The sequence below is a fragment of the Streptomyces tibetensis genome, from assembly GCF_007655005.1.
Taxonomy (GTDB): domain Bacteria; phylum Actinomycetota; class Actinomycetes; order Streptomycetales; family Streptomycetaceae; genus Streptomyces; species Streptomyces tibetensis.
On sequence record NZ_SZVW01000021.1, the window covers coordinates 139,281 to 153,200 of the forward strand.

Annotated in this window: 14 protein-coding genes; 8 read left to right on the forward strand and 6 right to left on the reverse strand. The window is 69.7% G+C overall.

Going from position 1 to position 13,920, the window contains the following annotated elements:
- Positions 1 to 42: 42 nt before the first annotated feature.
- The 4 genes from rsrA to FDO69_RS31890 form a co-directional block, all read right to left on the reverse strand.
- A complete protein-coding gene (gene rsrA, locus FDO69_RS31875; RefSeq protein ID WP_104784990.1) occupies positions 43 to 354 on the reverse strand; it encodes a mycothiol system anti-sigma-R factor in 312 nt (103 codons plus the stop codon).
- On the reverse strand, positions 351 to 1,037 hold the full coding sequence (gene sigR / locus FDO69_RS31880) for an RNA polymerase sigma factor SigR (protein ID WP_104784992.1): 687 nt from the start codon (positions 1,035 to 1,037) through the stop codon (positions 351 to 353). Before sigR ends, rsrA begins: the two co-directional genes overlap by 4 nt.
- Positions 1,038 to 1,293: 256 nt before the next feature.
- Positions 1,294 to 1,950, reverse strand: coding sequence for an alpha/beta hydrolase family protein (locus FDO69_RS31885; protein ID WP_104785083.1), 657 nt, complete (start codon positions 1,948 to 1,950; stop codon positions 1,294 to 1,296).
- Positions 1,951 to 2,014: 64 nt separating this feature from the next.
- The gene (locus FDO69_RS31890) at positions 2,015 to 2,830 is read right to left on the reverse strand and encodes an SOS response-associated peptidase (protein ID WP_104784994.1); all 816 of its coding nucleotides are present in this window, start codon (positions 2,828 to 2,830) and stop codon (positions 2,015 to 2,017) included.
- 775 nt (positions 2,831 to 3,605) lie between these two features.
- Here FDO69_RS31890 and FDO69_RS31895 point away from each other — a divergent pair.
- From FDO69_RS31895 to FDO69_RS31905, 3 genes are read left to right on the forward strand one after another with little or no spacing between them, the layout of a single operon-like run.
- Positions 3,606 to 4,988, forward strand: coding sequence for a cytochrome P450 (locus FDO69_RS31895; protein ID WP_104784996.1), 1,383 nt, complete (start codon positions 3,606 to 3,608; stop codon positions 4,986 to 4,988).
- Positions 4,985 to 6,259, forward strand: a complete 1,275-nt coding sequence (locus tag FDO69_RS31900) for an MFS transporter (RefSeq protein WP_104784999.1) — start codon at positions 4,985 to 4,987, stop codon at positions 6,257 to 6,259. The genes FDO69_RS31895 and FDO69_RS31900 overlap by 4 nt, the downstream gene beginning before the upstream one ends.
- 16 nt (positions 6,260 to 6,275) lie before the next feature.
- On the forward strand, positions 6,276 to 7,292 hold the full coding sequence (locus FDO69_RS31905) for an aspartyl/asparaginyl beta-hydroxylase domain-containing protein (RefSeq protein WP_159030668.1): 1,017 nt from the start codon (positions 6,276 to 6,278) through the stop codon (positions 7,290 to 7,292).
- Positions 7,293 to 7,295: 3 nt separating this feature from the next.
- Here the strand turns inward: FDO69_RS31905 and FDO69_RS31910 are convergent, their stop codons facing one another.
- Complete coding sequence (locus tag FDO69_RS31910) at positions 7,296 to 8,360, reverse strand: LuxR C-terminal-related transcriptional regulator (RefSeq protein WP_159030669.1); 1,065 nt, start codon at positions 8,358 to 8,360, stop codon at positions 7,296 to 7,298.
- Positions 8,361 to 8,539: 179 nt separating this feature from the next.
- On the opposite strand from FDO69_RS31910, the gene FDO69_RS31915 reads away from it, so the two are divergent.
- The 5 genes from FDO69_RS31915 to FDO69_RS31935 all read left to right on the forward strand — a co-directional run bounded on the left by FDO69_RS31915 (position 8,540) and on the right by FDO69_RS31935 (position 13,093).
- A complete protein-coding gene (locus tag FDO69_RS31915; RefSeq protein ID WP_234388189.1) occupies positions 8,540 to 9,076 on the forward strand; it encodes a GNAT family N-acetyltransferase in 537 nt (178 codons plus the stop codon).
- A gap of 321 nt (positions 9,077 to 9,397) precedes the next feature.
- On the forward strand, positions 9,398 to 10,120 hold the full coding sequence (locus tag FDO69_RS31920) for a M50 family metallopeptidase (RefSeq protein WP_104785011.1): 723 nt from the start codon (positions 9,398 to 9,400) through the stop codon (positions 10,118 to 10,120).
- A gap of 165 nt (positions 10,121 to 10,285) precedes the next feature.
- Positions 10,286 to 11,602 (forward strand): 3-phosphoshikimate 1-carboxyvinyltransferase, encoded by a 1,317-nt coding sequence (gene aroA / locus FDO69_RS31925; protein ID WP_104785014.1) that lies wholly within the window; start codon positions 10,286 to 10,288, stop codon positions 11,600 to 11,602.
- A 17-nt stretch (positions 11,603 to 11,619) separates the two neighbouring features.
- Positions 11,620 to 12,630 (forward strand): ribosome small subunit-dependent GTPase A, encoded by a 1,011-nt coding sequence (rsgA, locus tag FDO69_RS31930; RefSeq protein WP_104785017.1) that lies wholly within the window; start codon positions 11,620 to 11,622, stop codon positions 12,628 to 12,630.
- 139 nt (positions 12,631 to 12,769) lie between these two features.
- A complete protein-coding gene (locus FDO69_RS31935) occupies positions 12,770 to 13,093 on the forward strand; it encodes a DMT family transporter (protein ID WP_104785020.1) in 324 nt (107 codons plus the stop codon).
- 7 nt (positions 13,094 to 13,100) lie between these two features.
- Here the strand turns inward: FDO69_RS31935 and FDO69_RS31940 are convergent, their stop codons facing one another.
- Complete coding sequence (locus FDO69_RS31940) at positions 13,101 to 13,706, reverse strand: TetR/AcrR family transcriptional regulator (RefSeq protein WP_104785023.1); 606 nt, start codon at positions 13,704 to 13,706, stop codon at positions 13,101 to 13,103.
- Positions 13,707 to 13,920 lie beyond the last annotated feature (214 nt).

Below are 13,920 nucleotides of genomic sequence, written 5' to 3' on the forward strand. Positions count from 1 at the left end.
ACTACCCGCGCAGAGGTGGGGTAGTTGAAAAGCGCAGGAGTGTCAGGACTCCTGATGCGTGGCGGGCGAGGCCGTGACGTCCTGATCGGGGACGGCCTGGCCGGAGCGGATCAGGTCGATCCGCCCCATGACCTTGTCCCGCAGGTCGCCCGGCACGTCGTCGTGCCCGCAGCAGCGCTTGACGAGCTTCTTCACGGCCTGCTCGAGCCCGTACTTCTCGAGGCAGGGCGAGCACTCCTCGAAGTGGTGCTCGAACTTCACGCAGTCCGAGTCCGGCATCTCACGGTCGAGGAACTCGTAGAGATGATCGAGGATTTCGCTGCAATCCGTCTCGTGCGGCTCTCCGCAGCTCATGACCCCGAGCCTTTCGCTTCGTTCGACTCTCCGGCACCGGCCGGGACCATCCCGCGGTCACGGGCGTAGTCCTCCAGCATGCCGCGCAGCTGACGGCGGCCCCGGTGCAGCCGGGACATCACCGTACCGATGGGTGTCCCCATGATGTCGGCGATCTCCTTGTAGGCAAACCCCTCGACGTCCGCGAGATAGACGGCGATGCGGAACTCCTCGGGGATCGCCTGGAGCGCCTGCTTCACGTCCGAGTCGGGCAGGTGGTCGAGCGCCTGCGACTCGGCGGAGCGCAGACCCGTCGACATGTGCGACTCGGCACGGGCGAGCTGCCAGTCCTCGATCTCCTCGGCCGCGGAGCGCTGAGGTTCGCGCTGCTTCTTGCGGTACGAGTTGATGAAGGTGTTGGTGAGGATCCGGTACAGCCACGCCTTGAGGTTGGTGCCCTCGCGGAACTGGTGGAAGGACGCGTACGCCTTGGCATACGTCTCCTGCACCAGGTCCTCGGCGTCGGCCGGGTTGCGCGTCATGCGCAGCCCTGCCGAGTACATCTGGTCGAGGAACTCGAGCGCGTCCCGCTCGAAGCGCGCACTGCGCTCCGCGGCCGTCTCCGCGCCCGTGCCGCCCTGGCCCTCGGGCTGCTCCGCCTGGCCGTGTTCGGTCCCTGCGTCGGTCCCTGTGACCGGACCCACCTCCTCGAGTGTTCTCGTGAGACCGAGACCGGTCTCACCCGAATCGGAGGATAGACGACGATCCGGTCCGCCCGCCGCCCGAACAGGGGCGGTCCTGGCCGCGTGCAGCACCGTCCAGTCCAGGTCGGCGCGGCTGCTGCGGGTCGGGCAGATGGTCGAACCCATGCGGCGGACTCCCTCTCCTACGACGTCGGTGCTGGTCTCCAGCACGTACGTCCCGCACAACAGTGACCGCCGCCCCGGCATTCCCGAAGCTTTACCCGAGTGACCCGGCCCACTCCACGACCGCGTCCGTGATGACCGCCACGGCGTCTTCCTGCGAGATATCCGCACGCTTCGGCACAGCGAAGCCGTGATCCCCGTGCGGGACCTCCACGAGCTCGTACTCCCCGGCGGGGAACTCCTGCGGCTTCCCGAACGGGTCGTTGCCGCCCTGCACGACCAGGGTGGGCACCCCGGAGCCCAGCAGCTCCCCGGCGCGGGACTTCTCCGGCTTGCCCGGCGGGTGGAGCGGGAAACTGAGCGCGAGCACGCCGTGGGCGCCCAGCTCGGCGGCGGTACGGCAGGCGACCCGGGCCCCGGCACTGCGCCCGCCGGAGACGACCGGCAGTCCGGCCTTCGCCAGCGCGGGCCAGATGCCCCGCCAGCCGGTGTCCAGCGTCTTCGGCGCGGGTGCCAGCTTCTTCCCCGCCACCCGCCAGGGCTGCTCCACGCGGGCCACGGTCACCCCGTGGGCGGGCAGGGCCTCGGCCAGGGCGGTCAGGTCACGGGCCTCGATGCCGCCGCCCGCGCCATGGCTGACGGCGAGGACCAGCCGGGCCTTCTTCGCCTGGTGCCAGGTGATGCGGGCGGTTCCCGCGTCGGTCTCGACGGTCTCGGTGGTCACTCCGGCCGCCTTCGTCACTCCGGCCATCTTCGTCACTTCAGTCGTCTTCGTCACGTTGTTCACGTTGCTCACGTTCGTTCCGTTCGCCACGTCAGAAGAGTGTGCCCTCTTCGGGCCCTTCCAGCTCCTTCAGCAGCTCCGGCCCGTTGTTGCGGACGTTGCTGACAACGGTGGCGACCGGGTAGGCGCGCATCAGCCCGGCGGGCGGCGGAGCGAGCAGCTCGCGCAGGTCGTCGGCGTCCGTGCGGGACGGGTCCAGCCAGGCGTCCCAGCGGTCGGGCGTCAGCATCAGCGGCATCCTGGGGTGGATCTCGGCGAGCGCCCGCGGCCCGTCGGCCGGGGACACCGCGAGCGGGCTCTGCTCGGCCTCCGTGGTGATGACCGAGCACGTCACCCACCAGGCCTGCGGGTGGTCGTCCGGCAGGGTCTTGTCGCGCCAGAACTCGTACAGCCCGGCCATCGCGAAGACCGACCCGTCGGCCGGTGTCACGAAGTACGGCTGCTTTCGGGGCCGCTTCTTCTTGCCCTCGACCTCCAGCTCGCGCTCCTGGGTGCCGGTGACCCACTCGTAGTAGCCGTCGGCGGGCAGGATGCAGCGCCGCGAGGTGAAGGCACGGCGGTAGGACGGCTTCTCGTGGACGGTTTCCGCGCGGGCGTTGATCATCCGGGCGCCGCCCTCGGGGGTCTTCGACCAGGACGGGACGAGCCCCCACTTCAGCGTGCGCAGCTGGCGAACCGGCCGCGGGTCGTCCGCGTCCTTCAGGGGGCGGTCCAGGACGGCGTAGACCTCTTTGGTGGGTGCCACGTTGTAGTCCGGCTCGAGGGTCTCCTCGGGCTCCCACTTCTCGATCTCGAAGATTCCCGCGAGATCCTCTGGCTTACGACTCGCCGAATACCGTCCGCACATAGGTAACACTCCTCCGACCTGAGGAAACGCTAAACCATGCCGCCTCGGTCGGCACGGGTTCCGGGTCAGCGCCGCATCGATCACCATGACCGCCCGCCCCGCCGAGTCCCCCGTACATCTCCGTGGGTCCCTTGGTGCCGCCGTCGTCCTGGCCACCCGGACACGTCCAAGAGTGGCAGACCGTCGATCGTCCGGAACGGGGCGCCGCCCGGACCGGTGCCGTGGCGGGCCACGCGCCCGGCCGCGGCGTCAGACGGGTGCGCCATCAACGGGATGTCCCGCCCGTCGCCCACCCCCGGCGGTGCTTGTCTGCGGCCGGTCCGCCCGGGGCTTTCTGTCGGCCTCGTTGCGCATTCCGGAAGTCGCACGGCGGCCGAATGTCCGGTATCTCCGCAAGATACCCCTGGCTATTTGATGCATGCAGCTACTGCCACCCGATCATGCTGGACCTGCCGAGTGGCCGGTCGGCAGTCTGAACGGGCAACAGCAATTCCGGCAAAGACGTGCGGAGTTGAAAACACAACCACTCTGGTCGTTCATGTTCCGGGACGGCCCCTGCCATGGAAGAAGGTGCTGACGATGGCCCTGCTCAAGACTGCCTCGTACGCGATTGCCCGCCGCACGAAGATGACCGCCCTGGCCGGCTTCTACAAGTACTGAGCAACTCCCCCTTATCTGCAGCCAGGGGAGCTCATTCCTGGGGCTGGGCAGAGCTTTCGCTTCTGTCCAGCCCCAGGGGCACGACAAGCCGGACCGACTTACCCGAGGGGATCCGATGAACCGACCTCCAGGCCCGCGTGGCGCGCGTCTTACCGGCAATGGACCGGCCTACGACGAGGACCGCCTCGGCTTCATGACCAGCATGTCCGAACGGTACGGAGCGATCTGGTCCTTCGACCACCACATCGTCGTCGTGTCCGACCCGGCCCTGGCGGGGGAGGTTCTCCTGCGCACCAACAAGGACTTCGGCGGAGAGGTGGACTTCCTCCACCGGAAGCAGAGAGAGGATGCGGCGACACTGCAGCAGTGGTCCTCTTCGCGTGCTGCCCGCATGCGCGGAATGCGCCCGTCCACAATGCAGGCCAAGATCCCCATGATCGGGGCGGAAATGCGAACCGCGATTCCGTCTTGGGCCTCCGGCAGTGACATCGAGATCGTCGCGGAAATGCGTCGCCTTACCTCCCGGCTCGGCGCGATGATCTGCTTCACGCAGGACGCGCCGATAGCGGAGGGCTTGGAACAGGAACTGTTCGACGCCCTCCTTCCTGTCATCCGCAGCACGATCGCGCTGCCCTCCTGGCTGCCGTTGCCGCGTCACCGGCGCGTGGCACGCGCCAACCGGGCATTGGAGAACGGAATAGCCCGGGTGGTCGACGTCCGCCGCAAGGAGGGGCGGATCGAAGGGGATGACCTGCTCGGTGTGCTGATGAAACCGACAGGTCGGCACGGAGTGCTCTCCGACCGGATCATCCGCGAGACGTTGGCGGCCACCCTGCTGGCCGCCCAGAGCGCGCCCTCCTCCGGGTTCGGCTGGATCATCCACGAGCTGATCAGGAACCCCGAGGCCCAAGAGCGCATCGCGAACGAGGCCGCCGCCGTGCTCCCGCCGTCGGACCCGATCACTCATGCCCACTACGAGCAGCTCGAGTACACCCGGCGAGCGGTCAAGGAGGCACTGCGCCTGTGGCCGCCGAACTGGATATACGCCCGCCACACCCTTCATGACACGGAGCTCGGCGGTTACACCCTGGCCCGCGGCACCAAGGTGATGATTCCCTCTTACGTCATCCAGCGCGACGCCCAGTGGTTCCCCGATCCGCTGTCCTTCGATCCGGATCGCTGGCTCTCCGATGGATCGGGTACCGCGGCTGTGCCCCATGCCTATCTGCCCTTCGGCGCGGGCCCCCTGGTGTGCATGGGACTGTCCTGGAGCTTGATCGAGATGACGCTGGGCACCGCGCTGCTGCTGCGCGACTTCCGCGTGGAGGCTGCTCCTGACACGACTGTGGTTCCCGATCCGGCCCGGGAGTTGACGCCCAGCGGGCTCGTGGTGCGCCTCACCGTGCCTGCCGCACCTGGGCACGTTGCCCGGACCGGAACGGCCCGGCAGGGCCCTGCGCCCTCGGGCTGCCCGATGTCGCTCGGCTCACCCGTATGAGCGGGCCGATCACCTACAAGGACCTGCTCGGCAACCGTGAGTTCAACGGTCTGTTCGCAGCCCACACAGTGTCCATCCTCGGTGACGTTCTCACCAAGATCGCACTGTCGGTCCTGGTGTACGACCGCACCGGGTCCGCCCTGGCCGCCGCGCTCACGTACGCGCTCGGCTTCGTGCCCCAGGTGCTGACGGCTGCCCTGCTGTCCTCCGTGGTGGACCGGTTCCCGGCCCGCCGGGTGATGCTCATCGGCGATGCCGCGCGCATGGTGTGTGTGCTGCTGATGACCTTGCCCGGCACGTCGGTCGCTGTGCTGCTGTGCCTGGTGACGGCATCCGGGGCGCTGACTCCCGCATTCCGCGCGGCCCGCCAGACCATGCTCCCGGAGATCGTCGGCATGGAAGGTTACGCCCTGGCCCGCTCGATGTTCTCGGGCACCATTCAGATCGGCCAGACTCTGGGCTTCGGCCTCGGCGGTCTCCTGCTGCTCCTGGTCACCCCGCGAGCCGCTCTGTACCTGGATGCGGCGACTTTCGCCTTCGCCATCGTGGTCGTGGTCCTGACGGTCCGCCCCAGGCCTGCTCCTTCCGCAGGACGTCAGGAGAGTACGGGCATCATCCGTGCCACTGTGCAGGGCAACCGGATGATCCTCACCACGCCGCTGCTGAGGCGTCTGCTGCTCCTGCAATGGCTGCCCACAGCACTGATCGTCATGCCGGAAGGGCTCGCAGCCCCCTACGCCGAGCAGTTGGGGGGAGGACCCACCGCGGTGGGCCTTCTCCTGGCAGCCCCGGCCGTCGGCACCGCGCTGGGCGAGGCAGCAGTCGCCCGATTCCTCAGAGCTGAAAAGCGCGCCCGGAGCGTTCCCCCCCTGCTGCTCCTCGCAGCAGCCCCGCTCGTCTGCTTCGCCGTCGAACCCGCTCTGCCCTGGGCTCTCGCCCTGCTGCTGCTGAGCGGCGCGGGAACCGCCTACGCCCTCCCACTCGACCAGCTCTTCATCGAGAGCGTGCCTCCACATCTGCGCGGCCGCGCCATGACCCTCGCCGGCACCGGATCCATCACCACCCAGGGCACGGGACTGGCCATCGGCGGGCTCGTGGCCGAGTGGATCTCCGCGCCGTGGGTGTTCGCCGCCGGGGGACTCACCGCGCTCGCAGCGGCGGCCGCGACCGGCAGGACCCGCCCGTGGGGGGCCGACCCGCACACCGTGATGCAGAAGGCCCCGGCCGACCAGACCGTCAAGGACCAACCACCACAGCACAGCGACAAGTGAGGAACCCAGAATGCCCGTGTCTTCCGAGCCCCTGACCTCTGTGGACAACGCCACATGGGCGCATCTGCCGCCCGCCGCACCGCTGGACCTCAGCGTCGACGCCGTGCGGCTCGCCGCAGAGGTCGCCGCCCTGTCGGATCTCACATGGCGCCCCAACCGTCCGGTGAGCCAGAAGGGCCTGGGTGCCGAGGACACCTTCGACTGGAAGATCATCCCACTGCGCGGCCCCAGCGGCAGCCTGGCGCGCACCGACCCAGGCGGCGCGGGCTTGGAGGACCACCTCGACACCGAGGCCCTGGCCCGCAGCCCCTACCACGCTGAGGTGCTGGGCAGGATCCCCGCTCCACTGCACAGCGTCCGTCTCATGGCACTCGGGCCGGGAGCCGAAACCCATGAGCACCGGGACGGCCGCACCAATTTTCCGTGGGGCTCCCTCCGGCTGCACATCCCGATCGTGACCCAGCCCGGAGCGCAACTCGTCGTGGGCGGCGAGACCTACCACTGGAACGCCGGGCAACTGTGGTACGCGGACTTCGACCGCCTGCACATCGCCCGCAATCGCAGCGCCCGGCGACGTATCCATCTGGTCGTCGACTGCGTTCCCACCCCGGAACTGATGGGTCTGTTCCCGGCCGACTTCCGCGCCGAACTGCCCTGGACCGATGTCCTGTTCGCCCGGAGCGAGGTGCCACTCCAGCCATTCGAGACGGACGGCCTGGCCTGCGAGCTCGATGTGCCCGCCACCTTTTTGGACTGGTCCGACGACTCCGGCGCCGACCCGACCGACAGCCTCCCCGGCACGATCGAGCTGATCGACGGGCGCCCGGTCCTCTGCATCGCCGGCGAACCGCGCTTCGGACTCGTCCACATCGGCAACGCGGAATTCCGGTTGCAAGGCTGGACCGACGAACGCACCCTCCTCCTCGACCTCGAACGGCCCGATCCCACCGCACGGTTCAGGGTCCGCTGCGGCAGGTCGCTCACCGAGTACGTCGTCCGTGACGTCCGCACGGTCGAGCGCATCGGGCTCTGACAGTCATGATCGATCGGTGCAGGCGGCATCTACCACGCTGTCGATGTGACCAGACCCCGGCTTGCCGGCATCGCCCAGCCGCGCGCGGATGAGGTAACCGAGTTGGAATCGGCTCTCGGCGCGGAAGCTCTCCATGATTTCCCTGATGTGCTTCCGGCAGGTTCGCAGGGACATGTTCAACCGGCGGGCTATGACTTCGTCCTTGAGACCCTCGGTCAGCAACCGCACAATTGCCTGCTTGGCCTCGGTGCTGATGGTGGGCGTGCCGAAATGACCTGGATTGAGCGGGGTGGCCAGTACCCAGGAGTGCTCGAAGACCGAGCAGAAGTAACCGACCGTGAACGGGTCACGAATGATGACCGCGCCATCCTGCGCATTGTGGTAAGAGATGAACGCGATCTCCTCGTCGATCACAGTCATCCTGCCGAAGAGCTCGGGCAGGGTTCGGACTTGGGCTCCGGTCGAGGCGAGCTGCTTGACGTACTCCTGTGTCGTGGTGTCGTGGCGAGCTGTGTGTTGGTAGAGGGTGCGCATCCGAACGCCGCGCCCGAGGAGGGCCAGGTCGCGATCGCTCGCAGGTTCCACCGGGCCCGCGGGGTGCTCCCGGCTTGGTTGGCAGGTGAGCACCTCCGACCGGCACCGTGCGATCGCGTCGTCGAGCCGTTCGGCAAAAGTCCTGGTGTCGTGGACCTCTTCGATCGGAGTGTGGTGCCGCCGGGTTTGCCGAGTCTCGGCGTACAGAGGACCAAGCGCGTTGAATTCCCCTCGCAGCTCTTCAGCCCGTGCCAACTGGCTGCGAAGTGCCGTCTCGATGGGGGCGAGCAACGTCGCCGCCGCTGTCTCGGGAGCGACGGATACGAGCCGAGTCTCCGCTGCGGGCCCTTGCAGGCGCCGAAGCAGATGCCGGGCGGTGAGCACGGAGGCCGCGTGTTGCACGGCCTCCGCGGTCAGCCCCAGATCCTGAGCCGCTGTTTCGACGGTCAAATGGCCGTGTTGCGTGATCCAGCGGAAGACGCCGATTTCGACGTCACTCAGCCGGCCCATGCCTGCTATGGAGCTGTTCTCCACGGTTTGCCCCCTGGACAGATGCTGCATGCAGCTTAGTGCCGGGTGATCATGCTGGTCTGGGAATGGAACACCTCGGCAAGCTGAAAGGCCCGAGAGGAACGGTATAAGTCGCCGACCGCAAACGCCTCATCCTGACGCGGAGCCGAGGAAGTATGAGTGTGATCACTGAGGGTGTACAGATGAGGGCGGCCGTTCTGGACGATGCCGGAGCACTCGCCGGGACGCTGCTGCGGAACCGGACCTGCATGCGCCCCTGGGAACCCGACCGGCATGCGGAGTTCTTCACCGCAGGTGGCCAACGGGCCCGGTTGAGAGACCAGCTCGCGCAGCGGGAAGCGGGGCAGGCCATGCTGTGGGTGCTCGTCGAGACGGACGGTGGGCGGCTCGTTGGCGCCGTCTCCCTGTCCAGGATCACCCTCGGCCCGCTGTGCAGTGCGAGCGTCGGCTACTGGGTCGACGGGGAGCGGGCCGGGCGCGGCATCGCCACTGCCGCCGTCGAGGCGGCGTGCCTGGCCGCGCGCGAGGAGTTCGCACTGCACAGGGTCGAAGCGGGGACGATGGTGGACAACACGGCCTCGCAGCGGGTTCTGGCCAAGGCCGGGTTCGAGCAGTACGGCTTCGCGCCGAAGTATCTGCACGCCAACGGCGCGTGGCGGGATCACCTGCTCTTCCAGCGAATCCTGCACGACGAAGGACCACGGGGGCAGGGCCTGTAACGGTTCCGCGCTCCCGGGTGGAGTCCCGCGCAGTCGTCCCGGCGTCACCGTGTCGGCGCCGGCCCCTTCCCTCTGTACGACGGTCTGCGCCTCTCGCCGCGCGGCACGGCCACCTCCGCGAGGCATGCCGCCCCGGGGGACCAGGTCGGGCCACGGTGACCTGCGCAGTCGCTGTCGGGAACGATCCCTCTCAGGTCGGCGTCTCAGCAACCGTCCGCACAGACGTGCCACACTGCCAGGCCCACCCGTCACCCGGCCACCACCCCGCGACGACGGCGCTGCGCGCCGCACCCGATCGACCACAGGGAGCCAACGCCACACATGGACGTCACCGCAACCGCCTCGCTCGCCTCCCTCTGGGACGAGGTCTCCGGTACGCAGCCCGACCCCGATCTGTGGGTGGTGATCGCGACCCTGGGCGCCGCGCTCGCCGTGGTGGTTCCGCACGGCCTGTGGCGCATCTCCCGCAACGCCATCACCATCGCCCACGAGGGTGGTCACGGGCTTGTGGCCTTGCTCACCGGCCGGACCCTCACCGGCATACGCCTGCACTCGGACACCAGCGGCCTGACCGTCAGCCGGGGCAAGCCGCACGGCATCGGCATGATCCTCACCGCGGCCGCCGGCTACACCGCCCCGCCCCTGCTGGGCCTCGGCGGCGCGGCCCTGCTCGGCGCCGGCCGCATCACGCTCCTGCTGTGGCTGGCGACGGCCCTGCTGCTCGCCATGCTCGTGATGATCCGCAACGCCTACGGCGCCCTGACCATGCTCGTCACCGGCGGCCTGTTCGTGCTGGTGTCGTGGCTGGCCGGACCCCAGGTCCAGGCTGCGTTCGCGTACGCGGTGGTGTGGTTCCTGCTGATCGGCGGAGTCCGGCCGGCCTTCGAGCTCCAGGCGAAGCGGGCCCGGGGCGGTGCCGGGGACTCGGACGCGGACCAGCTGTCGCGGCTGACGCACGTACCGGCGGGGCTGTGGTTCTTCCTGTTCCACGCGGTGTCTCTGTGCTCGCTGATCGGCGGGGGCCGCTGGCTGCTGGAGTTGTGACGCGCCCCGAGGGGGCGGCATGACACAGGGGCGCGGGGCTGTGCCGACATGCGGCTCCGCCGCGCGGGCGCGAGGCGGCCCCACGGCGCCGCACCCGAAGGACCGCCTTCGCGACCGGCCCCACGGCGCCGCACCCGAAGGACCGCCTGCTTATAAAGTGGGGCCATGGCCCCGAACACCGCAGACACCGCCCTCTGGCCCGCCCCGCACGCGAGCGGAGCCGTCGACGCGACGGTCCACGTGCCCGGGTCCAAGTCGGTCACCAACCGTGCCCTGGTCCTCGCCTCCCTCGCCTCGGAGCCCGGCTGGCTGCGCCGTCCCCTGCGCTCCCGCGACACCCTGCTGATGGCCGGCGCGCTGCGGACGATGGGCATCGAGATCGAGGAAGGCGTGGGCCCCGACGGCACGGGCGAGGCGTGGCGGGTGCTCCCCACCGGCTTGCGCGGCCCGGCCACGGTCGACGTCGGCAACGCCGGCACGGTGATGCGGTTCCTGCCGCCGGTGGCGACGCTCGCCGACGGCCCCGTCCGCTTCGACGGCGACCCCCGTTCCTACGAGCGCCCCCTGACCGGCGTCATCGACGCGCTGCGTCAGCTCGGCGCCCGGATCGACGACGACGGCCGCGGCGCGCTGCCGTTGACCGTGCACGGCAGCGGCGCCCTCGACGGCGGCACGGTCGCCATCGACGCCTCCTCCTCGTCGCAGTTCGTGAGCGCCCTGCTGTTGTCCGGCCCGCGCTTCAACCAGGGCGTCGAGGTCCGCCACACCGGCGCCACGCTGCCCTCCATGCCGCACATCCGCATGACGGTCGACATGCTGCGCGCGGTCGGCGCCCAGGTGGACACGCCCGAGTCGGGCGGCGAGCCGAACGTCTGGCGGGTCTCGCCGGGTGCCCTGCTCGGCCGGGACCTGGTCATCGAGCCGGACCTGTCGAACGCGCAGCCGTTCCTGGCGGCGGCCCTGGTGACGGGCGGCAAGGTCGTCGTCCCGGACTGGCCCTCCCGCACCACGCAGCCCGGCGACCGGCTGCGCGAGATCTTCACCGAGATGGGCGGCTCCTGCGAACTGACCGAGTACGGCCTGGTGTTCACCGGCTCCGGCTCGATCCACGGCATCGACGTCGACCTCGGTGAGGTCGGCGAGCTGACGCCGGGCATCGCGGCGGTCGCGGCCCTCGCGGACTCCCCGTCGACCCTGCGCGGCGTGGCCCATCTGCGGTTGCACGAGACGGACCGGCTGGCCGCGCTGACCAAGGAGATCAACGAACTCGGCGGCGACGTCACGGAGACCGCCGACGGTCTGCACATCCGCCCGCGTCGGCTGCACGGTGGGATCTTCCACACCTACGACGACCACCGCATGGCCACGGCCGGCGCGATCATCGGGCTGGCGGTGGAAGGCGTGCAGATCGAGAACGTGGCGACGACGGCCAAGACCCTGCCCGACTTCCCCGACCTGTGGACCGGGATGCTCGGGGCGTAGGACGCAGGGATCAGGTCATGCGCCGCTACGGCAAGCACACCGACGAGGACGACATCCGCACCCGTCCGGGCCGCCGCAACACCCGGCCCCGGACGAACATCCGCCCCAAGCACGAGGACGCCGCCGAGGGACTCGTCCTCACCGTCGACCGGGGCCGTCTGACCTGCCTCGTCGAGGACCGCGTGGTCATGGCGATGAAGGCCCGCGAGCTGGGCCGCAAGGCGGCGGTGGTCGGCGACCGCGTGGCCCTGGTGGGCGACCTGACAGGCAAGAAGGACAGCCTCGCGCGGATCGTGCGCATCGAGGCACGCACCTCGGTCCTGCGGCGCACCGCGGACGACGACGATCCGTTCGAGCGGGTGGTCGTCGCCAACGCCGACCAGCTGGCCGTCGTCACCGCCCTGGCCGACCCGGAGCCCCGCCCCCGGCTGATCGACCGCTGTCTGGTCGCGGCCTACGACGGTGGCCTGGATCCGCTGCTGGTGCTGACCAAGTCGGACCTCGCCCCACCCGAGAAGCTGCTGGAGCTGTACGGCGACCTCGACATCCCCTACGTCGTCACCAGCCGAGCGGAACTGGAGAGCGGGGTCGCCCTCGCCCGGGTGCGCGAGCAGCTCGACGGCAAGATCACCGCGTTCGTCGGCCACTCCGGAGTCGGCAAGACGACCCTGGTGAACGCGCTGGTACCCGAGGAGCGGCGGCGTACGACGGGCCATGTGAACGCGGTGACGGGCCGCGGCCGGCACACCACCACCTCGGCGCTGGCGCTGCCGCTCTCGGGCGGCGACGGCTGGGTGATCGACACCCCCGGCCTGCGGTCCTTCGGGCTCAACCACGTGGACCCCTCCCGGGTCATCCTCGCCTTCCCCGACCTGGAGCCGGGCACCGAGGGCTGCCCGCGCGCGTGCAGCCACGACGAGCGGGACTGCGCGCTGGACGCGTGGGTGGCCGAGGGGCACGCGGACCCTGCGCGGCTGTATTCGCTGCGGCGGCTGCTGGCCACGCGCGAGCGCAAGGAAGGCGACTGACCTCCGCGTTGTTTGTCATGGCGTGCGGACGGTAAGTGCATAATCGCACCCAAGCCGGACGCAAGCCTGGCCAAAGCCTGACGAGCGCGCTGGGACTGATGAAGCGGTCACTGAACGTGGGATACGGGGAGGACGACTCATGGCGTGGCTGCTGGTCATCGTGGCCGGGTTGCTCGAGACCGGCTTCGCGGTGTGTCTGAAGCTGTCGCACGGCTTCACCAGGCTCTGGCCGACGGTCGCGTTCTGCGTTTTCGCCCTCGGCAGCTTCGGACTGCTGACCCTCGCGCTGAGACGACTCGACGTGGGTCCGGCGTATGCGGTGTGGACCGGCATCGGGGCGGCTGGGACGGCGATCTACGGCATGGTGTTCCTGGGTGACCTGGTGTCGGTACTGAAGATCGTGTCGATCAGTCTCGTCATCGCCGGTGTGATCGGGCTGCAGTTGTCGGGTTCCGCGCACTGACGTCCCGTCAGTCGGCCTGCCGGGGAAGGGCGCTGCGGACCAGGTCGGCGACGCCGCCCTCGCCGGGTGGTGCGGCCACGCAGGACAGGGCGAGCCGCACGGCGAGTTCGCAGGAGCGGGCCAGCTCGGCGGTGTCGGACTTGGGTGTGGCGGGCCCGGCCAGGAGGGTGACGGCCCGGTCGCGGACGAGCGTGACGAAGTCGCCGGGTGAGGGCAGGGGCCCGTCGGCGCGGCGCTGGGCCGGTACGGCGGAGCTGGACGGTACCGCCGTCAGGACCGGGGCGGGCAGCCGCTCGCTCCAGCAGCCGGTGAGCATGGCGCGGACGAGGACGTTGCCCCGGGCCGCCGAGGCGGTCCACTCGGCGGTGGCGGTGAGCCGGTCGCACGGATCGCTGTGCGCGGCGAGGGCACGGTCCACCCCCGCGAGGTATCCGTCGGCCTCTCTCCTGACGAGTGCCCGGGCGAGACCGTCCTTGCTGCCGAACTCGTTGTAGAGCGTCTGCCGGGACACTCCTGCCGCCGCGGCCACGTCCACCATCCGTACGGCGGACCACGGCCGGCGCACGAGCGCCGTGTAAGCGGCGTCCAGTAGAGATTCCCGCGCTGCAGGCATCTTCGCCTCCCCTTGGGGCGAGCGGCTCTGCGCCCAGATTTGACGCGCGTGGAACCACTGTCAAGGGTTCGCGAGCGCGCATGGGGGCGTGTTTCGGCCTTGTAGCGCGGGGCGTTGACCTGTGCGCCGTGCGCCGGGTCCTGGCCGCGTGCGTACGAACGGGCGGCGCACTCCGACCGGTTGTCGGTGTACGCCGCCCCGGGGTGGGACGTTC

What these genes read in the sequence shown, in the direction of transcription:
- FDO69_RS31900 (WP_104784999.1), top strand. Translation starts at nt 4,985, where the DNA reads ATGAGCGGGCCGATCACCTACAAGGACCTGCTCGGCAACCGTGAGTTC.
- rsgA (WP_104785017.1), top strand. Translation starts at nt 11,620, where the DNA reads ATGCGCCGCTACGGCAAGCACACCGACGAGGACGACATCCGCACCCGT.
- FDO69_RS31920 (WP_104785011.1), top strand. Translation starts at nt 9,398, where the DNA reads ATGGACGTCACCGCAACCGCCTCGCTCGCCTCCCTCTGGGACGAGGTC.
- FDO69_RS31935 (WP_104785020.1), top strand. Translation starts at nt 12,770, where the DNA reads ATGGCGTGGCTGCTGGTCATCGTGGCCGGGTTGCTCGAGACCGGCTTC.
- FDO69_RS31885 (WP_104785083.1), bottom strand. Translation starts at nt 1,950, where the DNA reads ATGGCCGGAGTGACGAAGGCGGCCGGAGTGACCACCGAGACCGTCGAG.
- FDO69_RS31940 (WP_104785023.1), bottom strand. Translation starts at nt 13,706, where the DNA reads ATGCCTGCAGCGCGGGAATCTCTACTGGACGCCGCTTACACGGCGCTC.
- aroA (WP_104785014.1), top strand. Translation starts at nt 10,286, where the DNA reads ATGGCCCCGAACACCGCAGACACCGCCCTCTGGCCCGCCCCGCACGCG.
- FDO69_RS31895 (WP_104784996.1), top strand. Translation starts at nt 3,606, where the DNA reads ATGAACCGACCTCCAGGCCCGCGTGGCGCGCGTCTTACCGGCAATGGA.
- rsrA (WP_104784990.1), bottom strand. Translation starts at nt 354, where the DNA reads ATGAGCTGCGGAGAGCCGCACGAGACGGATTGCAGCGAAATCCTCGAT.
- FDO69_RS31915 (WP_234388189.1), top strand. Translation starts at nt 8,540, where the DNA reads ATGAGGGCGGCCGTTCTGGACGATGCCGGAGCACTCGCCGGGACGCTG.
- FDO69_RS31890 (WP_104784994.1), bottom strand. Translation starts at nt 2,830, where the DNA reads ATGTGCGGACGGTATTCGGCGAGTCGTAAGCCAGAGGATCTCGCGGGA.